Below are 25,142 nucleotides of genomic sequence, written 5' to 3'. Positions count from 1 at the left end.
AACAGGGTAGTGAAACCGCGGTACGATCCGGTTGTAATGAGCTACCTTCGAACTTATCTCGTTAAAGGCCGTGAAGGCACAGAGCAAATGCTCGGACGTCGGTTTATTTATTTCCCCCTCTTTGAAGACGTCCTCTTTCAGAATGATCTCCCTGAAGAACTAAAAGCATTATCCATTGTAGAGTCTGCTTTGCACAACCGGGCTGTTTCCCGGGTGGGCGCAATGGGACTATGGCAATTTATGGCTCCAACCGGGCGCAGCCTGGGCCTACAAGTAGATGCTAACATCGACGAACGCCGGGACACCCGCCGCTCTACAGAAGCAGCTGCCGTTTACCTCAAAAAACTATACAAGGAGTTTTCGGACTGGGAATTGGCCATTGCGGCCTATAACTCCGGCAGTGGTCGAGTGATTCGTGCCCTCAAAAGGGGGCGTGGCACCAACTACTGGGCCATTCGTAGTGATTTGCCCAAAGAGACCGCCAACTATGTACCAGCTTTTATTGCAGCCAGCTATTTGTTGGAGCACTTCGAGAAGCATGGGCTTACGCCAAAGTTCCCAGCTGAAGAACTATTGCTGACCACTTCTATATTGGTGCACCAGGACTTGAGTTTTGAGCAAGTCTCAAAACTAACCGGGGTGAGTATCGAAACCATCGAGTTTCTCAATCCAGCCTTCAACCGCAAATCCATCCCAGCCAGTGCTCGTGGGTACTACCTGACCATGCCTTCCAAGGTGATGGAAAAAGTGCGGGTCTATTTGGAATCCAATCGTCCCGATGGTGCTGTTAAACCAGAGCTGATCAGCAGCATGAACGCACCTAAGGTGCGCGACGTGTCGGCAGCTAGTGCCCTGGTGGAAGAAAACCACGAAGTAGGTAGTGGTGAAACCCTGGAAGCATTGGCCAAAATGTATGGCTGTACAGTAGAAAAAATCAAGGAGTGGAACAAACTGGATTCTACGGCAATCGCGCCCGGCCAGTTCCTCAAAATTTTCCGCGCCAAGAATTGGAAATTGCGCGTGGAGCGCATGGAAGCCTTCAGCCTGATTCCGATGTTGCAATTGGGCTTATTGGAACAGAAAGCTAAAACCCTTGCTCCATCCGCAAAAGACCTGGCTCCTGAGCAAGAATCGTTCCAGTACTATGTAACAACCCGGCCAGAAAGTATTTTTGAAATTGCCGATCGTTTTCCTGGTACCAATTTGCAGGATATCCTCAAAATAAACGAGCTCAATTCAAATCGCATTATTCGGGCCGGAACTCGACTAAAAATTCGTAAACTTTAGATAATTTTACTTCAATAAAAGTGACTTACTCAAAAGGCTACCGTCTTCTGAGTAAGTCTTTTTGTTTTACTTACTTTAAAAATTAACACCATGTCAAATCAATTTGCCGACATCCTTGACCAATACCTGGGCGATGACAATTTCATCGATAATTTGAGCCAACAAATCGGTGGCGCAGAAAGAGAACAAACTCGTGCAGCAGCCAATGGAATCGTTGCAGCCATGTCTTCTGCAATGTCCAAAACAGCCGCTACTGAACATGGAGCCAGTGGCTTGTTGGGTATGTTGGACGCAAATGGAGATGGCAGTATCCTTGATGATGTGATGAATATGGTTTCTGGCGGTGGCGGTCAGGCGGGTGGTCAAACTGGGTTGATGCAAAATGGTGCAGGTATTGTGAATGCACTTTTGGGCGGCAAACAAGGTGGCATCATTGACATGATCAGCAAAATGAGCGGCTTGAGTGGAGACAAAACGGGCAACTTGATGTCCATGTTGGCACCCATCATTTTGAGCGCACTCAGCAAAAGTGGCAAACAGCAAGGTGGCGGCGGTTTTGATATCGGCAGCATCCTCAACCTGATCCAGGGTACCCAGAAGAAAACAAGTGGCAACCCGGCTGTAGATATGATTGGCCAATTCCTCGATAAAGATGGTGACGGAGATTTCACCGACGACCTGCTGGGCGGGATTGGTGGCGGCCTGCTGGGCGGATTGTTTGGTGGCAAAAAATAACACAAACCTCCATAGAAGGATTTGGGCTGGTGTGGTAGATACTGCATCAGCCCATTTTCATTGGGGAAAATGTATCGGTCAGGACAGATTGAGCACTATAGTCAAGGGATTTTAAACCATCTGCAATCTTTTTCCGTATTGATCATTATCTGTTAGATGAATAGCTCTTCATTACTTTTTTCAAACAAACGTTTTAACAATGATCAATAAACTTTTCCTGGGGCTGATTGCCCTACTCCTCAGCATAAGTGTAAATGCGCAAGACAGCAGCATCCAAAAAATTAAAAAAACAGATGCAGAGTGGAAAAAACAACTTACAGCTCAGCAATACTACGTGACCAGGCAAGCTGGAACGGAGCGTGCTTTTCAAAATGCATATTGGGACAACCACGAGAAGGGTGTTTACAAGTGTGTTTGTTGTGATTTGGAATTGTTCAATTCAACTGCAAAATTTGAATCAGGTACGGGTTGGCCCAGTTTTTTCAAACCCGTTGATCCCAAACATGTCCAGGTAAAAGGTGACGACAGCCATGGTATGGTTCGCACTGAAGTGGTATGTAGTCGTTGTGATGCGCATCTTGGCCACGTTTTTGACGACGGCCCCCGACCAACCGGGCTAAGGTATTGCATGAATAGTGCGGCCCTGGTTTTTGAAAAAGCGAAAGCAAAGTAAAATTGCCGTCTGGCACTTGATTGGACTTGAGGTAAGCCGATATCCACTTGCCTCAAGTCAATTATTTTATCTAGACCACAACATATATCAATAGCCATACTACTTGACCTGTTATTGTTCGAACAACCCAATCGAGCACTGCGCATAAGCAGTATTTTGCCATCGAATGGCAAAGGTGGCGTTTTCCCGCACATTGATCAGTCCTTCCCCGTAAGCAACACATCCCCCAATGCTCGTACAATTGATGTTGCCTTGGATGCGGTATTGCTGCGTACCCAGTGGAATATCATAGGCAGTATGGGCATTGCTAGTGGGTTGGAAGGTTTTGCCGCCAATGGTGATGCTAATGGGCAGGGTGCAGCCAAATTGATCTCCCTGGTAAATTATGTTGACATTGGTGCTCGTGGCAGGTGGAGGGGGCTTGGGCCCGGGAATGGCATTAGTGGAAACTTCCGATGAAGAAGTGTTGGGTTGCTCCTGCTTTGGTTCCTCCAGGGTGGTAGTAGAATTAATTGTTTTAAGAAAATTTTGCTGTTCGGAACCACATTTGTACAAGGCCGTGACCAATCCAACGATCGCGGTAAGCACGGTGATCGTAACCAAAATAGGGTTTTCCTTTCGTTACTCATAGAGTAGGTGCATGTTTAATTCTATAATCCTTTAAAAATAAATGGATTTTACAAACCATGCAATCTTTTCTCTTTCAATTTTTTACCCTTCAAAGAGGCATTTACGCCCCTTTCAATTGTTCCTGGTAGTCTTGTAAAACTTCCCATTCCTCATCAAGAGCCAACCTCGCTTGGGCAGGCCATGCACTGGGATCCACTCCATTCAGGGCAGGATCAACTACCACCAGAATATTCCGGATTTCATCAGGGTCCATTTTGGCCAATTCGGCAAAGGAATTGATGCCAGCCGTGAACAGAATTTTTTCAATTGCTTCGTCAATGCCTAGAATCCTTTTGAGGTCATCGAGGGCAGGAACCACATGAGTTTCTTCTATTTCCAGGCCACGTGCCTCCGCAATCGTGCTGGATTCAGCAAATTCTTCGGGGGTTTCATCAATCAGTTTTTGAGCTTGTCCAACCCAATCATCCTTTTCGATACGCCCCTCAAAAAAACTGATCTTTGCAGTTATTTCGGCAATTTTCGCAGCATCCCATTTTGCAATCTCTGCATAAGTAAATACTCCTGCATCATTGAGTTTCTTTTCTAAAAATGGGCCGATGCCTTCAATGGCAGTGAGATCGTCTTTATCCCCCGTACGCAACAAAACCTTATCTGCGTTGAACAAGGTAGAGGGCCCGTTCCCGAGGTTGGGTGTTTCTTGTACTGGTTCTGGCTCTGCAGGGATTAGCTTAGGTACAAAAAATTCACCCGCAGGTTCCATGATGCCAGAATTGGGCTCATTTTGACGACTCGCTTGGGGCATAGGCAGCTGTTCTACCAAATTGACTTCGCCGGACTCTCCCAGTTTCCGCAACAAAGCTGAGTTTTCCTCGGTGAGGCGGGCCAATTGAATTTCGATGGCGGCTAAACGATCCAGTGCCTCTCCGCTTCCGCCAACAGGCACCTCAATAGGGCTTGCCCCACCTTCCACCAGTTGAGCATTTTTGGTTTTAAGGCCCAGGATTTGATCATTCAAGTCGTTGATGATGCTGGCCGATGCCTGTTCTTCGGCCTTCATTTTGTCCAGTTCTACCTGGGCAGAAGCCAATAGCTGGTTTAACCTAGCCACTTCTTCTGCTCCACGACGAATTTTCAACTGAGCCTCTTCTGCTTCAAAAGCTGCTCGTTTCAAATCCGCTTCTTTCAACGCCAGTTCATGCTGAATTTGATCCAACTCCAGCTGTTTTGCCGTCAACTGTTGCTCCTTTTCTTCTAATTGGCGGTTCAATTCACTGACATAGCGGTTGCGTAAAAAATACCCCGCCAATAAGCCCAACAAAAAGGTAATGATCAACCAGCTAAGGATTAAAATACTTTGCTCGGTACCCAGATTGCTGAAGAGTTGATTTAAATTTTCCATGTCGTGTACGTTATATGACGCAAAAAATTACTTCCCGATTTTTTAAGCGGCTGTTGAATAAGCAACTCGCTTGAAATGAAGTGTTCGGTTTCCTATTCAAAACCCAAATCAGGAAGTTAATTTTTCTGCGTTACCTTGTGGATTGAGCTTGTGCCATTGTTTAAGCCCGATTTGACGCAATTTAATTACTTTAATGTAAAATAGGGTGCACTATTCAATGATAAAATTAATTCTGCGGTTGCGCCGTTGTCCCACTTCTGTGTTGTTGGCACTGACTGGGTGTTTTCCACCTTCCGAAAAAGCGGCCATCTGGCGGGGAGGGACCCCCAACTCTCTAAAGTAACGCATTACGTTTTCGGCACGTTTTGTCCCAAGAGCCAGATTCGCCTTGGCGTCGCCCTGGTTATCGGTATGCCCAATAATGCTCAGCCCTCTCTCCTTGTGCAAAGCCAGAAATTTGCGTACTGAATCAGCGTACTCTACCAATGGCAGAATAGGCCGAAATTCACTTCCATTTGGCACAAAACTTTCGTCCGAAAAAGTCATATCTTCAAAGGTATAGGCCAAAGGCACAAAATCCACACTTTGCGCCGGGGTATAGGCATTGAAGGTGATGGGCTGCTGGCGGATGGCTCCAGCCCCCGTATTAAAACTCAAGGTAATGCGATCTGGGTCAAGTTTACGCTCAATGAGTAAATCACGGACAGCATTGGCACGAGCCAGGCCCAGGTTTTCAAAAAATCCCCGGTTCAAACCTTCTTCATCGATACCATAGCCCCCAGTGATATTGAGCAAAAGGTCCGGGTTTTCCTGCAAGTACGCCGTGATTTTATCCAAAAAAAGTGCGTTATTGGCGTTGAGTTTTGGGGAAACCTGACCCGTATCAAATGCGAAATGGTCATAAGCTTTGAGAATGGTTTGAGTCCCGTGATTAAAGGCAAGAGTTTTGGGGCGCTCGTTGGTGTTGTTGACTTCCATTGTTGGACCATTCTGGCCAAGAATCAAACAAACGAACCACCAACAGGCCAACACAGCCAGGGCAAAAAAGACAAGAATGGGTAATAAATTTCTCATAATGTAATGGTTCTTGCGCTTTTAAACAGGTTTTAAAGCCGCAAAATTGTTTTTTTTCCCATTTCTTTAAAAATATGTTAAAAAAATCACAAACATGAAGCTGCGCTGTACCGCCAATAGCATTCGTTTACGGGTGCGCAAATCGGATTTGGATCTGCTACAAAGCCAGGGAGAAGTAAGCATCCCCATTAATTTTGCTCCAGGAATAAAATTGGAATACACGCTCAAATTAGGGCCGGGCGAACACCCTCAAGCCAGCTTCACTGCACAGCAAATTACTGTACTTTTACCAACTGTGCTCGCCACGAATTGGATCAACAGTGAAGAAGTGAGCATTGAATACCAACAAGCCTACACTGATGGTCAATACCTGAATTTGCTGATTGAGAAAGATTTCCCCTGTCGGCACACCGAAGAAAAAGACCTGCAGGACACCTTTTTTGAATTGGCCCCCAAAAATGATCCTTCCTGTTGATGCGTGGTATTTAGGTTCATTTTCGAACACCAAAGTGTCCGTTTTTGAACACTCTTGTTATTTGTCATTGCATTTTTTTCGTATCATTGCATCTGTAAAACTTTGGTTAAGTTGCATTTACACGCCGAGCTAGCTTCTCCAGTAATTTTGGCTTAGCCTTTGCCATTGTTTAAGTGTAAGTTCATATTGATTGATGGTATATGCAAGATAAATCAGACCTTCACCCAGGCGCAATATTGGTGGTAGACGACAATTCGGGCGTACTTACCGCTGCCAAACTTTTTTTGAAACGCCACTTCAGTCAGGTGGAAACCGAACGCAATCCTGAAAATTTGCCCACCCTGTTGCACAACATGCGCTACGATGTGATTTTATTAGACATGAATTTTACCAAAGATCGTAGCAGTGGCAAAGAAGGTTTTTTCTGGTTGGAGCGCATCCTGCAAATTGATCCTTCCGCAGTGGTTATCCTGATTACCGCTTATGGCGACGTCGAAATGGCGGTTCAGGCCATCAAAGGTGGTGCCACCGATTTTGTACTCAAACCCTGGGAGAACGAAAAACTACTGGCCACCCTGCTTTCAGCCATGAAGCTCCGAGCTTCAAAAGTGGAAAATGACGAGCTGAAAGCCAAACAAAAGGGCCTTGCCATTGCGCACAATGACTCCATCCCCGAAATATTGGGCAATAGTGCCGCCATGCGCAAGGTTTTTGAAACCATCAATCGAGTGGCCCAAACCGAAGCCAATGTGTTGATTCTCGGCGAAAACGGCACCGGCAAAGAACTCGTTGCTCAAGCAATTCACCAGCAATCTTTGCGTGCTAATGAACATTTTGTAAAAGTAGATTTGGGTGCCATTACCGAAACATTGTTCGAAAGTGAACTCTTTGGACATGTCAAAGGAGCTTTTACCGATGCCCGCGACGACCGACCTGGGCGTTTTGAAGCAGCCAACCGAGGCACTATTTTTTTGGATGAAATTGGTAACCTCACCGCTGGATTGCAAGCCAAACTGCTTTCTGCGCTACAAAACCGGGTTGTTACTCGGGTAGGCTCCAATCAGGCTCGTCCCATTGACGTGAGAGTGATTTCGGCAACCAATATGCCATTGTACGACATGGTCAAAGACCGGAGTTTCCGCCAAGACCTGTTGTACCGCATCAATACCATTGAAATCCATTTGCCAGCCTTACGCGAACGTGCAGAAGACATAGTGCTGTTGAGTGAACATTTTTTACAGGTATACAATCGCAAGTACAATCGCAATATTTCCAGCATTAGTTCATCCCTCAAAAAAGCCCTGCTTGCTTACCCTTGGCCGGGTAATGTGCGTGAGCTACAACACGCCATGGAACGCGCAGTGATCATGGCCCGGGATTCTGGTTCCCTACAACCCGACGACTTTATGCTGGGTTCGAATCCTTCTATCGATGTTGATGCACTCTCCGCCGCCAGTATGAACCTGGAAGACATGGAGCGTGAAACCATTCTCAGAGCCATTAAAAAGCACCAGGGCAACATCAGTGAAGCCTCCAAGGAATTGGGTTTGACCAGGGCTTCGTTGTATCGCCGCTTGGAAAAATACGGAATTTAAAAAAGTTGAAAAGTTGAAGAGTTGAAAAGAAGCTTCCGCAACGACTTAGACACCGCTTTGTCTAAAACGCATCTGCAGTTTCTTTTCAACTCTTCAACTCTTCAACTCAAAACACCCACATGTACCTTCGCACTTTTGCTTCCGGTTTGGTTTTACGTATTCTGCTGATCGTGGTGTTGATCGGAGCGATTGCTTGGGCTTTGCCGCAATCCAATCAAATGGCGCTTACTGCCTTGCTGATTATCTTGCTCCTTTGGCGTGTTGTCAACCTGTTCAATTACGTCAACATCACCAATCGGAAGTTGGTGCGCTTTTTAGAGTCGGTGCGTTATGATGATTTTTCGGTGCGTTTTGCCGCCAACCAGGATGACTCCACTTTTCGGGAATTGAGCAAGCAGTTCAACGATGTGCTGGACGCTTTTCGCCAAGTTCGGGCGGATAAAGAGGCCAATAGCCAATACCTACAAACCATCGTTCAACACGTCAACACTGGATTATTGGCTTTTGATGAATCGGGGAGGATAGAATTGATCAACAACGCGGCTTTGCGGCTCTTGGGTTTGTATCGGCTCAAAACTCTAAAAGACTTGCAAGAGGACAATCCTGAGTTACAAGGTTTGTTGCAAAACCTGATTTCAGGGGAAAGTGTATTGTTCCAGGCTTCCCCAGACCGCCAACTGTCAATCAGCAGCACTTCCATCCGTATGCGGGGCAAACTTATCAAATTGGTGGCCATCCAAAACATTCAATCTGAACTGGAAAGTAAGGAGTTAGAAGCCTGGCAAAACCTTACTCGGGTACTGCGTCACGAAATCATGAATTCGGTTACCCCAATTGCCTCGCTGGTGTCTACCATGCGCGACATCGTCCAGCAAGAGATGGAGCAACCCGATCACGGCCCCACCGAAACCTGGCAAGACCTGAACGAAGCCCTCGAAGTGGTGGAAAACCGTACCAACGGTTTGATGAACTTCGTCAATGCCTACCGCACTTTTACCAGCATTCCCAAGCCGAATATGGATCCGGTACTGGTACTTCCCTTGGTGCAGCGCATCACCTCCCTTTTTGCCCCCACCTTGCGGGACAAAGGCATTCGTTTGACTTATGACATCCAACCAGATGGGCTTGAAATCAGCATGGATCAGGATCAAATTGAAATGGTGCTCATCAATTTGATTAAAAACGCAGTGGAAATCCTGGAAGGGAAACCGAATGCCCGCATCGACATCCGCAGTTCACTCGATCAAACGACACAACGCGCCACCCTGGAGGTCAGCGACAATGGCCCCGGCATTGAACCGGATAAACTGGAACAGATTTTTATTCCTTTCTACACCACCAAAGAAGATGGAACGGGCGTAGGATTGAGCCTTTCCCGGCAAATTTTGCAGTTGCACGGCGGGGTGCTGGGTGTGGACTCGCAGTTGGGGAATGGGGCGAGGTTTAGTTTGGTGTTTAAGGTGTGAGCGTTGCAAGTGAGTTTATCTACGAAACATAATAGTCTACCGTTAACTTACATTTCCATCTTTCGGAAAAGCTTGCTTATAACTTCAATTATTTTTTGCTCCACCAAATACTCCAATTCGTTTTCAATTCCAACACGATAAGTGCTTTTTTGTTTGTCAAATTTGACTCTTTCTTTAAAGAACACTTCTGGTTCAATATCAAATAAGCGAGCGATAGTCAACAATTGCTCTATACTGAAGTTTGATTGACCGTTTTCTAATTTGACATACCATTCTCGGCAAATTCCGAGCTCATCAGCTACTACTTGCTGCTTAATTCCAATATAATCGCGCCAAATACGCACATTAGCAGCTATCTTTCTAGATGTAATTACAGTGGACATAGGATTTGTTTTGGGAAATAAGAAACTTAATTAGCCCCTAGAGCCTCTTTTAAAGTTCACACAAAGTTAAGTAAAAAGCTACGTCAATGTGAAGTTAAATTCGACATTAAAATGTTAAATTTTCAGAAATTGCGTCATCTTTAATTTATTAACTGATAATCAAAATCTTAGGCTTGACTGTATTTAATTTCGAGCCTTTGCCCTGACTGTTCTGAGCAAGCATAATGCTCTCCAAAATTTAAGGTAATTGAATCTTTAAATCAAAAAAATAATAACATGTACACGAAATTTAAGTTCTTCTTTTTATCCCTCAGTTTAGCACTGCTAATAGGGTTAGGGGTAAATGATTATCTTCACGCGCAGACAGGTTGCGGTACCGAACCGATAAGCGAAGCTGAACTTTATCAAAGATTTCAAACTGTTGGTTTCATACCGGGCTCAGCTCAAACGGCATCGAATATCCAAACATCTTACAGCATCCCAATCAAAGTTTTTGTAATTACCAGCGGGCAGGTAAATAATTTCCCTGATCCAGAATTCTGGGTGCAAGAAGCTATCAGATGGATGAATGAGCGTACTAAAAGTGAGAATTTCTCTTTTTATCTTTGCGGGATTGAAAATAAGGAGAACCCGAGCTATTTCACGCTTAACATCAGCAACTCTACACCTCTTGTCCAACTTACTGATTTATATGGCGACCCCCAAGCTCTTAATGTTTTTATAGTTAATGAACTAGTTGGGTTAAATGCAGTAGGTGTCTACGGTTCGCGAAACGGCATGGTAAATAATGCTATTGCCTTATCTGTTGGAGCTTATCAAGATATATCGGTTTTTGCGCATGAAGTTGGCCATTTTTTAGGTTTGGCTCATACACATGAGAATTCTATTGGCCAAAGATCATGTTCTGGCCAATCCCAAATAGTACCGAGATACAGACCAGACAATTCTTGTTTGTCAACCTTCTGCGGGGGAACTACAGGCTCAACGTCAGGAGACTTCATCCCTGATACTAACGTTGACCCATATATGCCCGAATTGGGTTTGTATTTTTGTAATCAAGCCGATTGCGATGACCCTTGCGAAATTACTGTACCGATGGCCGGTTGCTTACCTTTGGAAACACTTATTTACTTCCCTCCTCGCGACAACATAATGTCTTATTATTTTCGGTCATGCAAAACCATTTTTACCCCAAAGCAATTGGAGCTAATGAAGCGGATGTTGGACTTTGGTGCGGGGTATGCCTTCCTTCGAGATCAAATTCTCCCCACTAATCAAAATGTAAGTGGAAATTTTCCTAGCCAAGGGACAATTTGGTACCCATATGATCCTGATGGAACAACTGGAACTATTGTTGAATCATTAATCCCCTTTCCTAATTTAAAAATGACGATTGAACGCAATGGAGTGCCATGTGTATCAACTACGAACAGTCAAGGGAATTACACGATTTGTCAAAGCTCATCTAGTGGTCAGAACTACCTTTATGGTCCCAATTTAAATGGAGAAACTGCCCCTTGGAGCCAGGCAATTACAGGTGTTACAACTTCCGATTTAATCCAAATTCAAAAATATTTGTTAGGTCAGCGTGGATTGAACAATTATCATCTTGTTGCCGCAGATGCAGACGCTAATGAAATCATTTCAATTGACGACATAGACAGAATACGGAAGGTAATTTTAGGAGTTACTGTTGATTTTAGTCCATTGCCCAATTGGCGATTTATACCTTATGCAGGGTTATTTGGTTGGGTGCCTAGTTCTTGGTTAATACATGAACTTGTTACAGAAGGCACCCACGATGGAACGATCAAACCCTTTAATTCAAATTGGGCATCTTTCAATAACCAATTACGCAACTACAACTGCACTAATTGCAACACCTACTTCAGCAAGCTCGAATTCACAGCCCCGCTTAGAGCCGCTATGAACGAAAAAGCTTGGTCATTTGTAGGAGTAAAGATGGGCGATATTAATTTTTCAACGAATGTGGCATCGAACTCACTTCGCTCGACAGAACTTAGTGTATCTTTCGCTCAAGATCGAGGACTTAGAGGCAACACCAAGCTAAATATCCGCAAAGGAGATTATTTCAATGTACTAATTACAGGGAAACCAAAAGATAGAGGGGTGAAAGTTGCTGGTTATCAATTTGCATTACAGGTGAATTCTTCATACGCAAACGTAATTGGGGTATCACCAGGAGAAGTACGAAAATTTGAACCAGAAGGCTTTGCAATTGAGTTGCAAGAAAAAGGCAGCATTAAAACTGTATGGATAGGGGACGATCCTATTCAATTGAATGGAGAAAAAATATTGTTTCAGATCGTTTTACAAGCTGTTGAAGATGTCGTAAGGCTTGAAGATGTTTTACAATTAGACCCAGAGTCGCTGGTTCCAGAATTTGTTTCTGACCGAGAGGAGTTACTCAACCTGGAGCTTGGGTTTAAAGTCAAATCAGAGAACAGTGCATTTAATTTAGTAAAAGCCTTCCCTAATCCTACTCAGGATGAATTAAATTTTGAATTGGATTGTGCAGAAGCTGGCCAAATTGAGGTGATTTTGAGTGATGTTTTTGGACACCAATCGAGGAAGGTTTATCCAGTAGAAAAAGGAAAAAATATTTTGCCATTTGGTAATACTAGCTCTCTTCTACCAGGAGTCTTGCATTATTTGATCACAAACAATAAAATGCAATTGACAGGACAAGTGCTAAAGCACAAATAATTGCCTGATTTTCTATTTATCTGGACTTGGAAAGTTGATTGGCTTTCCAAGTCCATAAATATCATCCCATGAAAAACTATCTAACACTTGTATTTTTGCTAGGACTTTCCAGATTGTGCTGGGCTCAGACCGTTTTTCCTGAGCCTAAAGACAGTGCTCTATGGAACATTGGTTTTTGGAGATTCTTCGAAAATATTTATGGCTTTACAGTATATCCAAGCAAAGACACGACGCTTTGTGACAAAAAATGGATCAAAGCCAATTTTACCAACTCCACAATTACTCATTTATTTTACCGTATAGACGGGAAAAAAGTCTATTTACGCATGAATGCTGATTGTACTCCTGAAGACCATTTAATCTATGATTTTGGCTTAAAAGTTGGTGACACACTATATGTTCCAACAAACTTGGCGGAAACACAAGGGTATGCCGGGAGAATTGGGGTTCGAGTAACAGTTGACAGCATTTCTACAATTGTGGTTAATGGATTGCTTCGTAAAAGAATGGTGGTGACTTACAGGTACAAAGGGATAAACTTGGGTTTACTAGAAGATCGAAGAGACGAATGGATTGAAGGTATGGGATCTCGAATATTTCCTTTTTATGCTATAACTTGTGTAAACCATGGAAACTGTGAATCTTCATATTGGTACGTCCGCTGTTTTCAAGTGAATAATGCAATGATTTACAAAGACCAACGCTCGCCATTTTGTAGCCCAAGAGTAGGCACCTCCAATGAAGAGCAAAGGAAACGACTACCTATTCGTCTCTATCCTAATCCATTAGGAGATGGGCAAACATTACATATCGATGTAAATTCATCATTCATCAAGCCTTATAATTATCAAGTTATTGATCTTTTAGGTAGGGTAAGAGCCGATGGTAAATTAGAGGGATACTATAATGACCATATTTCGATTCCACTAAACATTCTTCCAATTGGATTTTATCAATTGCGGTTACTTGATCGCAATGGGCAACAGTTAGCATTGGAAAAGTTTGTCAAGCATTAATTTTAAATGATTAAACAAATTCTGAAAACTCCTGCTGATGTGAACCCTTAAATATCAGCAGGAGTTTCAAGGATTAATTATTGAGCATCACTCACCCTCCTCCATCTTGAACTTCGCCAAAACTGGTGGCCATTTCTATGCCATCGTCCATCATCATGAAGCCATCAGCTTCAGCAATAACGGTTTCCAGGGGATCGAGTTCAATTTCCACAAACTGCATCTCTTCGCCGTAGATGTGGTAATCGATGTCGTACGGGCAGTAATTTTTTTTTATTTTACGTGCAACCCTTTTTAACACTCCTTGTCTTTCTCGTTATAACAAGTGGAAATAGGCGTGGAAGCCCAAAGAGATGAGAGGAAACCTAGCTCTTGAAACCTATAAGATTGTAAAATTGGATTACGTTAACACACACCGCGACCTGGTAGAAAAGTGTAAACGAGGCGACCGACAATCGCAGTTCGAGTTGTACCGACTGTATTCCAAGTCGATGTACAACGTTTGTTTGCGGATGGTGAAGGACGAATTTGAGGCCGAGGATGTATTGCAAAACGCTTTTTTGGATGTGTTTACCAAATTGAACACCTTCAAATTTGAGTCGGCAATTGGAGCCTGGATCAAACGCATCGTGATCAACAACTGCATCAATGCACTAAAAAAGAGGCGTTTGCAGTTTAGTGAACTAGAAGACAAACATGGCAACATCCGAGATGATAGCCATCAGGATTCGGTGGCGGAAGGACTAAGTGTAGAAGCTGTAAAACGAGCCCTTTTTGAATTGCCCGATGGTTACCGGGTGGTTTTTTCCCTCTACATGTTGGAGGGCTACGACCATCAGGAAATTGGAGAAGTGCTTGGCATTAGTGAGGCCACCTCCAAATCGCAGTACAGTCGGGCAAAACAAAGACTAAAAGACATTTTAACCCAGCAGAATCTGGGACTGTATAAACGTTCTTAACAGGGAGCTGTCGGTAAACAAGCGGCAGCAATTTGCAATTGGGTCTTGACTAATTGTTAGAATCTCTGAAATCTTTTTTTGTTATGCAACGAGATGAATTAGAAAACTTTATTTTGGACAAACGCGAAGCTTTTGATGACGCGATTCCCAGTTTAAAGGTGTGGGCAGACATTGACCGGGCACTGAACAAGCCGTCCATCAGTCAACCCCTCACTTTCCAGCGCTTTTTTAAAGTAGCTGCCGCAGTGGCAGTTATTCTGGTAGTTGGTGGTTTTGGTGGCAGTATGATAACCCGTTGGCAACAAGCGGACCCAGTAGCCATCATTGAAAAAGTCAACCCCGAATACCCGGAACTGGAGCAGTATTACCGTCAGCAAATCAACACCAAAGTCCAGCAATTGGCTCGTTATGAGCCCAATGGCACTTTCATGTCCGACATGAAAAAAATGGACGCGGTAATGGCTGAGCTGAAGGAAGAACTCCGCGTAGCCCCTAAAGGGCAAGAGGAGGAAATTATTGCGACCATGATTCAGACTTATCAAACCAAAGTCGCTATTCTGGAGCGCGTTCTTGAGCAGATGCGGACGTCCAAACCGCAACCCAAAAAAACCACGAGCAATGAGGAAGTCAGCTTATGATTTGAAAAAACCTCTGTCGATGTTGCTGGTATGTACGATGATCGCCTGTTCTCTTTGTGGGTTTACCACATTCGGCGAATTTACCAAGACCATCAAAAGAGAGTTTGACATTTCGGCCAATGGCACCACTTACTTGAGCAACAAGTATGGAAAAATTGAAGTCAAAACCTGGGACAAAAACCGAGTCAAAATTGCTGTCACCATTGTGGTGAAAGAAGGCTCGGAAGAAGATGCCCAAAAAGTCTTTAATGCCATCACGGTTAATTTTTCCAATGGCGCCGATTATGTAAAAGCCGAAACCGCTATCGAGCAAATTCGCCGTTCCTGGATCTGGGACGATGGTAAAGCCGATTACAAGATCAATTACGAAGTGTATGTTCCTGCCACCATCAACCTTCAGGTAGACCAACGTTATGGCGATGTATACCTGGCTTCGGTGAGTGGTAAAGCCAAACTATCGGTCAAGTACGGAAATTTTAAAACCGAATCAGTGGGCGATGGATCCAATTTTGAGTTGGCCTATGGCAATGGCACCATTGGCCATGCACAGAATGCCGCAGTCAGTTTGAGTTATTCCAAACTAACTGTGACAGAAGCAAATGACTTGACCCTGAATAGTGCCTACTCCGGCCTGAATGCGCCTAAGCTCAATTCATTGACTACTACTGCAAAATACGACAACTACAGCCTGGGCTCCATAAAAAGCCTGAAGGCCACTGGGATGTACAGCAAATTTGCTGCCACGAATGCAGCCAGTGTTGCCATCAGTGGACAATACAACTCGGTATCGATGGGTGAGATTTCTAAAAGTTTGGACCTCGACCTCAACTACGGCAGTTGTAATGTATCCTTCTCCAAGGGTTTGACCAATGCCTCGGTCAGAGCCAATTACACCGACGTTACCATGAAGGTCTTACCTGACCTCTGCTGCTACCAGCTCGATGCCGCTGCCAATTATGCCGGGGTACGTTACCCTCAAGCTATGAATGTCACCTATGAAGTGCAAAAGCCCACTTCCCATGTCGTCAAAGGCCATGTGGGCAACAGCGACTCACCAGTGATTAAGGCTAGTGTGAATTATGGGGGAATAAAGGTGTTGAGTAACTAATGATAAATGATGAGTGATAAGGGATGAATCAAACGGCTTTCATAGCTAAAAATCCATTCATCACTCATCATTCATCACTTATCATTCCAATTCGTTTCCAATTTTACTGATCTATATTTCCACATCCGCCATTTTAGCGAACGTAAGTTCCGCTGGAATGGCATTTTTATTTTACATTAGACCTTAAAATCGAACTATACACGAAATCAGGTCAAATGAAGATAAAATTCTGCGGCGCAGCCCGGGAAGTCACCGGAAGTTGCCATTTAATTACCCTGGAAGATGGCTTCAAAATTTTGCTGGACTGTGGTTTGTACCAGGGTTCCGACAAAAATCTGGAAGATTTTAATGCCCAATGGCTATTTGATCCGGCAGAAATTGATTGCCTGATTCTCTCCCACGCCCACATCGACCATGCTGGCCGTATCCCTAAGTTGGTCAAAGACGGCTTTCGGGGTACCATTCACTCTACTCATGCCACCCGTAGCCTAAGTAGCCTGATGCTACTGGATAGTGCCCTGATCCAGGAACGTGAAGTAGAATACAAACGCAAGCGGCAAAGTAAAAATCACCATTTTGACGATATCGCTTACGAAGAACCCATTTATACCAGCAGGGACGTACATGCAACCATGGATTTGTTCAACTCCTATCCCTATGAAAAATGGTTTAAGGTGCACCCCGAAGTGAATGTATTGTTTCGAGATGCCGGACATATTTTGGGCAGCGCCAGTGTAAGTTTAAAGATTGAAGAGAAAGGCAAAGAAATCCGCTTTGGGTTCACAGGGGATGTTGGACGCCCCCATCGCCCAATCTTGCGTGATCCACTGCCTATGCCAGAAATGGACTACCTGATTTGCGAATCCACTTATGGCGACCGTACCCATGAGGACGCCCCTGCTGAAACCGATCACTTGCTCAACATCATCCGACATACCTGTATAGAAAAAGGAGGAAAATTACTCATTCCTGCTTTCAGCGTAGGGCGTACTCAGGAAATTGTTTACCTCCTGGATCAGATGGCCAACCAGGATCTTTTGCCACGAATTCCCGTTTATGTAGATAGCCCTTTGGCCGTGAACGCTACTACCATTTTTGGATCCCACCCCGAATGTTTTGATGAGGAATTGTCAGAATACCTCAGCATTGATGAAAATCCTTTTGGCTTTAATGGCCTGCGTTACGTCCGGAAAACTGAAGACTCCAAAAAGCTGAACTATTCCGGCGAAGCCTGTATCATCATCGCTTCATCGGGTATGGCCAATGCCGGGCGCATCAAACACCACCTTTATCACGGCATTGATAACCCCAAAAACACGGTACTGATCGTAGGTTATGCTGCACCTTATACGCCCGCAGGTCGTTTGCGCGAAGGCGCGAAGGAGATCAAATTGTTTGGCGAGTTCAAAGAGGTAAGAGCAGATATAGAAATCATGGATTCTTTTTCGGCGCATGCGGATAAACTGGAGTTGGCAGATTTTTTACGCAACCAAAAGGATAACGCGAAAAAAATCTTTCTGGTGCATGGCGACCACGAGGCACAAACAGCCTTCCGGGGTCTTTTACTTGGAGTTGGTTTTGCCGATGTGGAAATTCCAGAATTGGGCCAGGAATTTGAGCTGTAATCGGCTAATGAACGTGCCAGCATCTCAAATGCTCAAAAAAACCTAACTATCAATTCATTACAAGTATATATAATAAAAATTCAATTATTTTTTTCGTGATTGGTCGATATGGCATCCTTTTTGGTTTAGAGAAATGGATAGCATTTTACTCATAAAACCAAAAACGAATGTGGGAAGCCTTAAGCAAAATCACTACTCTAAAGACCTACGCCTCTGGCTGGCAATTCTATCCCTGGCGCTGATCGGGGGAAGCATCATTCTGAATTAAACCTGGAAGATGAGAGATAAAAGATGAATGATGAGAGATGAAAGATGCTACCGCAGCGTTTTTGACGATGACCTTGTCTAAGTCTCTGCGGTAGCATCATTCATCTCTCATCATTCATCTCTCATCTTTCCTTAAAATTCGTTCTCTGTCTTAATTTTGCTTGTATTCATCGGCAGTGTCTTGCATCATGTGTAAGAAAATCGCACTTTTGAACCAAGTTAAACAGTCTATGAAACCAGAGAACAAGAAAGATCAAGCTGAAAATCCAGACGAAAACCTGGAGCAATACGCAGAAAAATTCACGGAGAAGAAGCTTTGGCACAAGATTACGCGCTTTGCGCAAAAGATTGGTGTCAAAACTGTGTACGCCGCCTTGTTGATGTTTTATGCCTACAAGCGGAAAGATACCCCCAGTTGGGCCAAAAAAATTGTCATTGGTATTTTGGGGTATCTGATCAGCCCAATCGACTTTTTACCTGACCTATCTCCAATCATCGGATACACAGACGACCTGGGCGTTTTGAGTTTTGGCCTGGTCACCATTGCCGCCTTTGTCAATGAAGAAGTGCGCAAAAAAGCCCGGGCTCAGTTGGGCAAATGGTTCCCTTCAGTTCAGGAAGAAGATTTGAAGGAGGTGGAAAGCAAGTTGTAAAGTGAAAAGTGAAAAGTAAATAGCAATTAAGCCAAGCAAGAAATGGACAAGAATCCAACCTTTGTTTCGCTTTTATGTTAGTTATTCACTTTTCGCTATTCACTTTTTCGCTTTATGGATCCACAAATTGTCACGATCACTTTTTTTCGTTACGCCGGGGCTCGCCAGCAATGGTGGGGCTTCAAACAAATGGGCCTTGCCCCAAGAGCGCTGGCAAAAGTTCCTGGCCTTACCTTTTTCAAAATGCTGGGGAGTGGCAATGGCAACGGATTCAGCATCTGGCCAAATTTTGGCGTTTATGGCCTGCTAAGCGTGTGGAACAATGAATCCTCAGCACAACTTTTTTTTGAGCAAAGTCCTTTGTTTCAAGATTTTCGAGCACAATCCACCGAAATTGCTACCATTTACCTTAAAACCGCCAAGGTGCATGGCACCTGGGATGGCCGTACTCCCTTCATCGAAAATGTAGCTTTTCAGACAGAGGCTCCTCTGGCAGTATTGACCCGCGCAACCATTCGCAGTAAATACCTGTGGCACTTTTGGCGCTTTGTTCCAGGAGTAAGCAAAGCCATGTGGCGTGAGCACCAGGAAGGCTTGATTTTTTCTATTGGTATCGGAGAAGCCCCCTTGGTACAACAAGCTACTTTTAGTTTGTGGAAAAACAGCCAACTCATGCAGAACTATGCCTACAAAGGAAAGTTTCATAGTACTGTGGTCAAAAAAACGCGGGAATTGGGTTGGTACAAAGAAGAGTTGTTTGCCCGTTTTCATCCTTTTCGGGTGGAAGGCACCTGGCAGGGAAAATCCCTTGAAAAAGTGTTGTTTCCAGCTCTGAATGAGGAGATTGGCACTTTTTAAGCTAAATCCCCCATTTGAGATACACCAAATCTTCGGAAAAACTGTTATCATTGGGATCAAGAAGTTGTTTGATGGCTTCAAATGGCTTCAAATAAAAATCATCCCACAATGAAAAGAATTGCGAAATACACCCTTTGGCTGTTACCATTGGTTTTGATGACGGTGGCCTTCACCGAATATCCAAGTACCCGGCAGGATTTTGAAATCAGCAAAAACCTAGAAATTTTTGCTAACCTGTACAAAGAACTCAACACTGGCTATGTAGACGAGCTCGACCCGGGCAAAGTCATGCGCGATGGCATGGAGGCCATGCTCAACAATCTCGATCCTTTCACCAATTACATCGCTGAAGCCGACATCGAAGGCTATCGCCTGTTGCGCGAAGGCACCTCCGACAACATTGGCTTTGAATTCAAAAAAATTGGAGATTTTGCTACCATCACGGAGGTTTTTAAGGATTTACCTGCCGATAAGGCCGGCGTAAAAATTGGCGACCAAATTGTAGCCATCGACAACAAGGACACCAAAAGTAAAAGTACCGATGAGGTGGATTATATCCTACGCGGTGCCGCTGGAACCACCGTTGATGTAACCTTGCGCCGCCCAGGCCAAAATGCTGACATCAAAGTCAAAATCAACCGGCAGGAAATGGAGTTGCCCAATGTGCCCTATTCTGGTATGGTAGAGGGCGATATTGCCTACGTTTCCCTTTCCACTTTTTCCCAGGAGGCGGGCAAAAACATTGCTACCGCATTGCGCGGACTGTTGAAGGACAATCCCAATACCAAGGGGATTATTCTGGATTTGCGGGGCAACGGTGGCGGTTTGTTGATCGAAGCCGTCAACCTCTGTAATGTGTTTATCCCCAAAAATGAATTGGTAACCACTACCCGGGGCAAACTCAAAGAACAAGACCGCAGCTTCCGCACCCAAACTTCACCGGTTTCCGAAGATTTGCCCCTCACGGTATTGATTGATAAAAACTCGGCCTCGGCATCCGAGATCGTTTGTGGAACCCTCCAGGATTACGACCGCGCCGTGCTCATCGGCCAACGGTCTTATGGCAAGGGTTTGGTACAAAACACCGTGGAAGTAGGCTACAACTCCCGCCTGAAACTGACCACGGCCAAATATTACATTCCCAGCGGGCGCTGCATCCAAAGTGTGCAATACCGCAATGGTGAGCCCATCGAGATTGAGGATAGCCGCCGCGCTACCTTCAAAACCCGTAATGGACGTACTGTACTGGATGGTGGTGGTGTAGCTCCCGATATCAAAATTGAACAAGCCAGCAATATTCCTGTAGTGAAAGCACTCCAGGATCAGGACATTATTTTCCGTTTTGTTACCGAGTTTTGCAAAGGCAAGGAAAAAATGCCCGAGGTAAAGGATTTGCGCTTTACGGACTTCGACGCATTCCTCGCTTTTGTACAAAAAGAAAACTTCGTGTTCCGCACCGAAAGTGAAAAATTGCTGGAGCAGTTCAAACAAAAGGCTACGGATGAAGGCTACGCTTTGGGCTCCTCGGTTACGGCCATGGAAACTGCCTTGAGCAATGCCCAACTCGAACTGATCCGCAAGCACAAAGACCTGATCAGCAAATTGATTGAAAAAGACATCGCCGGGCGTTACTACTACGCGAATGGCCGTGCCCAAATTGGTCTTCTACGCGATCCTGAAGTACAGGAAGCAGTGAAAGTGATGCGGGATCAAGCAAGGTATAAGAGTATTTTGAAGAAGTAATGACTGTAAAATGATGAGTGATGAATCTGTTTGACAATTTATCACTCATCATTTATCACTCATCACTCACTGATACCTCACCATATGCAACCTTTGATCAATCGCCATACTCGGCTTGTCAAAAAGGTAAAAGACACAGATCATCCCCTGATCCCGTTTGTGCAGGCACAAAAAGCGGCAATGTTGTTGGATGGAAAAGGAGGTTTTGGGCTTGAGGATGTAGACTCGGCCCCAATCGGCATTAAACACCTCCTTTAATTCTCTTTCGGTCAATTCACGTGCCGTAAAACTGGTATTGCTCTCATTGTCCCCAATGTGTAGGGCCATGCGGTAGCTGTTGACCTGCGCGAAAGGCTCGTTGCCCATTTCTGGAAGGAATAAAAACCGGATCTCCACCTCATCTTTTCCCGAACGAATCGCGTAGTCGTACCGCTGAAAAAGCGCTTCAGGAATGTAAACAGATTTGTAATCGGAATCGAGCGGCAAAGACAATATACTGCCCGTACGCTTGAGGAAATCCTGCACTTGCAAGGGAATTTCCTGGGCAAAACCCTGTACCAGAAAGAGGGCAGAAAGGAGGAGGGTGGAAAGGGTGATTTTCATGTTTTGTCGGTTTAAGATTCCCGGGTTTCAACATTCCATCTGGTCACTGAGCTGGTCACTTCGACTTCGCTCAGTGACCAGCTCAGTGACCAGATGGAATTTTAAAACCTGGAAAACCTGGAACCTATTATGAGGCCCCTTGACTCAATTTACTGTTCTTCGCACCATACAAGAAGTAAATAACCAGGCCAAGGCCCATCCAAAGGAAAAATACCAGCCAGCTTTTGGCTGGAATTTCGATCATCAGATAAGCACAACACAACATTCCCAAAACCGGAATCAGGGAGTAATTGCGCAGGAAGGACATCACAGCCATGTACAAGGCCAGCGCAATAAATACAATAAATAAAACTTCCTGATAGCCCTCGTTTCCAATGTTGCTGAAGGCCGCCCCAAGGCGTTTGTTAGCACCAATGATGAATAGGACCACCAAAGCAGGTACAATCAACTTGCCATTGATATAGGGCAATTGGAATTTTCCGGCTTCTTTAGGTCTTTCTGGCAAGATAAGCACTCCGCCACAAACCAGTACAAAAGCGAACAAAGTACCGATACTGGTCAGGTCAGTTACCAACCCATCGTCGATCACCAAAACAGGCAATCCAACCAGCAACCCGGTTACAAATGTGGCAAAACTGGGTGTGCGGTACCGTGGATGAATATTTGAAAAACGCTTGGGCAACAATCCATCGCGACTCATGCTCATCCAAATTCGGGGTTGGCCCAATTGGAAAACGAGCAACACGCTAGTTGCCGCCACTACGGCACTCACCGAAACGATAAAGCCCACCATACGCATGTTGATTTTTTCAAACACATAGGCCAATGGATCAGTAACGTTGGCAAATTCAGAGTAGTTGACCATTCCGGTAATAACCAGGGTGGTAACTACATAAATTACCGTACACAAAATCAGGGAATAAATCATTCCTCGTGGCAAATCCCGCTGTGGGTTTTTACACTCTTCTGCTGTAGTGGATATTGCATCAAATCCGATATAGGCAAAAAACACGGCCGAAACCCCCGCCAATACCCCTTTCATCCCATTGGGTAAAAAGGGCGTCCAATTGGATGTTGTGCCTTCTGAAAAAATGTACCATATACCAATTGCAGCGACCAAAATGAGGATCGCAATTTTTAGTACAACCATACCATTGGCCATCCGCTTACTTTCTTTGATGCCAATATAGACCAACAAAGTAACCAGTACCACGATTACAAAGGCGGGCAAATTGATGATGAACTTGATGCCTCCAATGCCCGGTGCGAGGGAATAAGCCAAATCTTCCACTGCTTTGCCTGTTTCGAGGGCATCCTGGTATTCCATCACAGCAGATTGATAACCAATGGTCAGCCAGGCTGGTAAATGGATTCCGATGGCATGCAAAATATTGTTGAAGTAGGCACTCCAGGAAATTGCTACTACAATGTTTCCAATGGCATATTCCAAAATCAGGGCCCAACCAATGATCCAGGCAACTACTTCCCCAAAGGTCACATAAGAATAGGTATAGGCACTTCCCGAAACAGGTACTCTTGCGGCAAACTCAGCGTAACAAAGCGCAGTAAAACCACAGGTAACCGCCGTAATGATGAACAGTAAACTTACCCCAGGGCCACCTGAGTATGCCGCACTACCAATGGTCGAAAAAATCCCTGCACCAATCACAGCAGCAACCCCCATAAAGGTGAGGTCGCGGACAGTTAAGGTACGGTTCATCGAATCGTGGGCACTACTGTCAGGGTCATGAAGAACGGATTGAATGGGCTTTTGGCGAAACAATGACTTAAAATCCATGTGATAAGGTTTACTGTGAATAGCAGTGGTTAGGTATTTTGCGAAAATTACCTAAAAAGTTGAAGAGTTGAAAAGTTTGGAGTTGAAAAGTTGAAATGTTGAGGCTATCGCAGCGACATACACACCTTCACACCCACACATCACACTCACACCCATTCTTGCGGTAGTCTCAACTTTTCAACACTTCAACATTTAAACTTTTTATCTCAACCCAAGTATGCTGTCATCGCATCCCAAACCGAATCCCCTGGCAGGGGTGCAGTAAGAATGACGTTTTCCTGGGTCACAGGGTGTAGGAAACTCAGTTTCCAGGCGTGTAAGTGAATAGAACGATCTTTATTGCTGCGACGAGCGCCGTATTTTACATCGCCCTTGATGATGCAGCCCATGGCGGCGAGTTGCGCCCGGATTTGATGGTGGCGCCCCGTTAATAAATTGACTTCCAGCAAGTGGTAGCGTTCGCTGCTACCGAGGTGCTTGTACTCCAGGATGGCTTGATCAGCATCGGCATGGCCTTTTTCAGTGCTGATGACCGCGCGGTTGGTTTTACCATTTTTCCAAATCCAATGTTCCAAACGTCCATTGGGTTCAGCAGGCATGGCCTCTACCACAGCCAGGTAAGTTTTTTGTACCTGTCGATTGCGGAATTGTTCGTTGAGGTTGGCTAACGCTTTGGGGGTTTTGGCCACTAAAACAACCCCACTGGCTGGGCGATCCAGACGATGGACCAATTGTACCGAGGATTTGGTGAAAATTTCCGCCAATTGCAACAGTGATTTGTCCCCGGTTTTGTCGGCCTGAGCTGGAATCCCTGCGGGTTTGTTGAAGGCGATTAATTGGTTGTTTTTATACAGTACCCAGTCTCCAATGCGTTCTTGAGCATTGTCAGGAGTAGGGTTTTCACTTGAGTTCTTCATAATCGATGTAATCGTCGTCGTATTTGGAATTGGCCTTTTTACCCTGCTTCCCTGGTTCATTCTGGTGCGGATTGCGAATGTGATCTTGCGGCTTTCGCCCGGGAAGACTAGGCTGGTAAGTGAAGAGGCGATACGCAATATAAATAACGGCAAGCATGAAGAGCATTTTCAGCATGGCGGTAAAATTTGCTACAAAGGTAAGTGCTATTATTTGATGTTGCAGGAAACTTTTTGCTCCGAATGGGCATCTAAGTGCAATAAAAGTGGTAAAAGCTGGCTAATGCATAGATTTTTCCACATTCCCATTCCCCGGTTCAGCGGTAATGCTCAATATTTTATTACTTTTGCAGGTCAAAATAATAAACTAAGCTAAATCTTTGGTTGATAGTGTATTACTAAATTTAGAAAAATTACAACGAACGCATGAGTTCTTTTAAGCGTACAACAAACATTGTTGGTTGGCTGGTGTTCGCGGTAGCGACAGTAGTCTATTATCTCTCTGCCGAACGCACGGGT

General features: G+C 44.7%; 23 protein-coding genes and 1 pseudogene. 15 read left to right on the top strand and 9 right to left on the bottom strand.

What is annotated here, in order from left to right; genetic code table 11:
- The 3 genes from SFV55_RS01760 to msrB form a co-directional block, all read left to right on the top strand.
- Window positions 1-1,287, top strand: a 1,287-nt coding sequence (locus SFV55_RS01760; RefSeq protein WP_320027727.1) for a lytic transglycosylase domain-containing protein, incomplete at its 5' end; no start/stop codon positions are given.
- Between the two features lie 90 nt (window positions 1,288-1,377).
- Window positions 1,378-2,022, top strand: coding sequence for a DUF937 domain-containing protein (locus SFV55_RS01755; protein WP_320027726.1), 645 nt, complete (start codon window positions 1,378-1,380; stop codon window positions 2,020-2,022).
- A 199-nt stretch (window positions 2,023-2,221) separates the two neighbouring features.
- Window positions 2,222-2,695 carry a peptide-methionine (R)-S-oxide reductase MsrB gene (msrB, locus tag SFV55_RS01750; protein ID WP_320027725.1) on the top strand — a complete coding sequence of 158 codons (474 nt, stop codon included), beginning with the start codon at window positions 2,222-2,224 and terminating at the stop codon, window positions 2,693-2,695.
- A gap of 111 nt (window positions 2,696-2,806) precedes the next feature.
- On the opposite strand, the gene SFV55_RS01745 is transcribed toward msrB, so the two are convergent.
- From SFV55_RS01745 to SFV55_RS01735, 3 genes are all read right to left on the bottom strand, one after another.
- Window positions 2,807-3,298: a hypothetical protein gene (locus SFV55_RS01745; RefSeq protein ID WP_320027724.1), complete on the bottom strand. Its 492-nt coding sequence runs from the start codon at window positions 3,296-3,298 to the stop codon at window positions 2,807-2,809.
- A 127-nt stretch (window positions 3,299-3,425) separates the two neighbouring features.
- Window positions 3,426-4,724 (bottom strand): helix-hairpin-helix domain-containing protein, encoded by a 1,299-nt coding sequence (locus SFV55_RS01740; RefSeq protein WP_320027723.1) that lies wholly within the window; start codon window positions 4,722-4,724, stop codon window positions 3,426-3,428.
- Window positions 4,725-4,934: 210 nt separating this feature from the next.
- Window positions 4,935-5,798, bottom strand: a complete 864-nt coding sequence (locus SFV55_RS01735; RefSeq protein WP_320027722.1) for an OmpA family protein — start codon at window positions 5,796-5,798, stop codon at window positions 4,935-4,937.
- A gap of 94 nt (window positions 5,799-5,892) precedes the next feature.
- Here SFV55_RS01735 and SFV55_RS01730 point away from each other — a divergent pair, with 94 nt between their 5' ends.
- The 3 genes from SFV55_RS01730 to SFV55_RS01720 all read left to right on the top strand — a co-directional run bounded on the left by SFV55_RS01730 (window position 5,893) and on the right by SFV55_RS01720 (window position 9,334).
- Complete coding sequence (locus tag SFV55_RS01730; RefSeq protein WP_320027721.1) at window positions 5,893-6,273, top strand: DUF7009 family protein; 381 nt, start codon at window positions 5,893-5,895, stop codon at window positions 6,271-6,273.
- 200 nt (window positions 6,274-6,473) lie between these two features.
- Window positions 6,474-7,868, top strand: coding sequence for a sigma-54 dependent transcriptional regulator (locus SFV55_RS01725; RefSeq protein WP_320027720.1), 1,395 nt, complete (start codon window positions 6,474-6,476; stop codon window positions 7,866-7,868).
- Window positions 7,869-7,987: 119 nt separating this feature from the next.
- A complete protein-coding gene (locus SFV55_RS01720) occupies window positions 7,988-9,334 on the top strand; it encodes a sensor histidine kinase (RefSeq protein ID WP_320027719.1) in 1,347 nt (448 codons plus the stop codon).
- 47 nt (window positions 9,335-9,381) lie between these two features.
- Here the strand turns inward: SFV55_RS01720 and SFV55_RS01715 are convergent, their stop codons facing one another.
- The gene (locus tag SFV55_RS01715; protein WP_320027718.1) at window positions 9,382-9,717 is read right to left on the bottom strand and encodes a helix-turn-helix transcriptional regulator; all 336 of its coding nucleotides are present in this window, start codon (window positions 9,715-9,717) and stop codon (window positions 9,382-9,384) included.
- 276 nt (window positions 9,718-9,993) lie between these two features.
- Here SFV55_RS01715 and SFV55_RS01710 point away from each other — a divergent pair, with 276 nt between their 5' ends.
- Together SFV55_RS01710 and SFV55_RS01705 are read left to right on the top strand one after the other, a co-directional pair.
- The gene (locus SFV55_RS01710; RefSeq protein ID WP_320027717.1) at window positions 9,994-12,444 is read left to right on the top strand and encodes a reprolysin-like metallopeptidase; all 2,451 of its coding nucleotides are present in this window, start codon (window positions 9,994-9,996) and stop codon (window positions 12,442-12,444) included.
- A 68-nt stretch (window positions 12,445-12,512) separates the two neighbouring features.
- On the top strand, window positions 12,513-13,460 hold the full coding sequence (locus SFV55_RS01705) for a T9SS type A sorting domain-containing protein (protein ID WP_320027716.1): 948 nt from the start codon (window positions 12,513-12,515) through the stop codon (window positions 13,458-13,460).
- Between the two features lie 112 nt (window positions 13,461-13,572).
- Here SFV55_RS01705 and SFV55_RS01700 read toward each other — a convergent pair.
- Window positions 13,573-13,734, bottom strand: a pseudogene (locus tag SFV55_RS01700) (AIM24 family protein); the annotation flags it as partial.
- Window positions 13,735-13,810: 76 nt separating this feature from the next.
- Here SFV55_RS01700 and SFV55_RS01695 point away from each other — a divergent pair.
- The 7 genes from SFV55_RS01695 (at window position 13,811) to SFV55_RS01665 (ending at window position 21,308) form a co-directional block, all read left to right on the top strand.
- The gene (locus SFV55_RS01695; protein WP_320027715.1) at window positions 13,811-14,416 is read left to right on the top strand and encodes an RNA polymerase sigma factor; all 606 of its coding nucleotides are present in this window, start codon (window positions 13,811-13,813) and stop codon (window positions 14,414-14,416) included.
- Window positions 14,417-14,499: 83 nt separating this feature from the next.
- Complete coding sequence (locus SFV55_RS01690; RefSeq protein WP_320027714.1) at window positions 14,500-15,054, top strand: hypothetical protein; 555 nt, start codon at window positions 14,500-14,502, stop codon at window positions 15,052-15,054.
- Window positions 15,035-16,162: a hypothetical protein gene (locus tag SFV55_RS01685; RefSeq protein WP_320027713.1), complete on the top strand. Its 1,128-nt coding sequence runs from the start codon at window positions 15,035-15,037 to the stop codon at window positions 16,160-16,162. Before SFV55_RS01690 ends, SFV55_RS01685 begins: the two co-directional genes overlap by 20 nt.
- Before the next feature lie 215 nt (window positions 16,163-16,377).
- Window positions 16,378-17,787 carry an MBL fold metallo-hydrolase gene (locus SFV55_RS01680; protein WP_320027712.1) on the top strand — a complete coding sequence of 470 codons (1,410 nt, stop codon included), beginning with the start codon at window positions 16,378-16,380 and terminating at the stop codon, window positions 17,785-17,787.
- 497 nt (window positions 17,788-18,284) lie between these two features.
- Window positions 18,285-18,707 (top strand): YkvA family protein, encoded by a 423-nt coding sequence (locus SFV55_RS01675; protein WP_320027711.1) that lies wholly within the window; start codon window positions 18,285-18,287, stop codon window positions 18,705-18,707.
- A gap of 114 nt (window positions 18,708-18,821) precedes the next feature.
- The gene (locus tag SFV55_RS01670; RefSeq protein WP_320027710.1) at window positions 18,822-19,565 is read left to right on the top strand and encodes a hypothetical protein; all 744 of its coding nucleotides are present in this window, start codon (window positions 18,822-18,824) and stop codon (window positions 19,563-19,565) included.
- 108 nt (window positions 19,566-19,673) lie between these two features.
- The gene (locus SFV55_RS01665) at window positions 19,674-21,308 is read left to right on the top strand and encodes a S41 family peptidase (protein ID WP_320027709.1); all 1,635 of its coding nucleotides are present in this window, start codon (window positions 19,674-19,676) and stop codon (window positions 21,306-21,308) included.
- A gap of 66 nt (window positions 21,309-21,374) precedes the next feature.
- On the opposite strand, the gene SFV55_RS01660 is transcribed toward SFV55_RS01665, so the two are convergent.
- From SFV55_RS01660 to SFV55_RS01645, 4 genes are all read right to left on the bottom strand, one after another.
- Entirely contained in the window at window positions 21,375-21,911 is a 537-nt protein-coding gene (locus SFV55_RS01660; protein WP_320027708.1) for a hypothetical protein, read from the bottom strand.
- Window positions 21,912-22,038: 127 nt separating this feature from the next.
- The gene (locus tag SFV55_RS01655; protein ID WP_320027707.1) at window positions 22,039-23,709 is read right to left on the bottom strand and encodes an amino acid permease; all 1,671 of its coding nucleotides are present in this window, start codon (window positions 23,707-23,709) and stop codon (window positions 22,039-22,041) included.
- A gap of 206 nt (window positions 23,710-23,915) precedes the next feature.
- Entirely contained in the window at window positions 23,916-24,626 is a 711-nt protein-coding gene (locus tag SFV55_RS01650; RefSeq protein ID WP_320027706.1) for an RNA pseudouridine synthase, read from the bottom strand.
- Window positions 24,610-24,801 carry a hypothetical protein gene (locus tag SFV55_RS01645; RefSeq protein ID WP_320027705.1) on the bottom strand — a complete coding sequence of 64 codons (192 nt, stop codon included), beginning with the start codon at window positions 24,799-24,801 and terminating at the stop codon, window positions 24,610-24,612. Before SFV55_RS01645 ends, SFV55_RS01650 begins: the two co-directional genes overlap by 17 nt.
- Window positions 24,802-25,142: the final 341 nt, after the last annotated feature.

The sequence above is a fragment of the Haliscomenobacter sp. genome (genome assembly GCF_033763495.1).
Classification (GTDB): domain Bacteria; phylum Bacteroidota; class Bacteroidia; order Chitinophagales; family Saprospiraceae; genus Haliscomenobacter.
The sequence above is the reverse complement of the archived record's forward strand: the minus strand, read 5'-3'. Positions and strand labels throughout refer to the sequence as shown.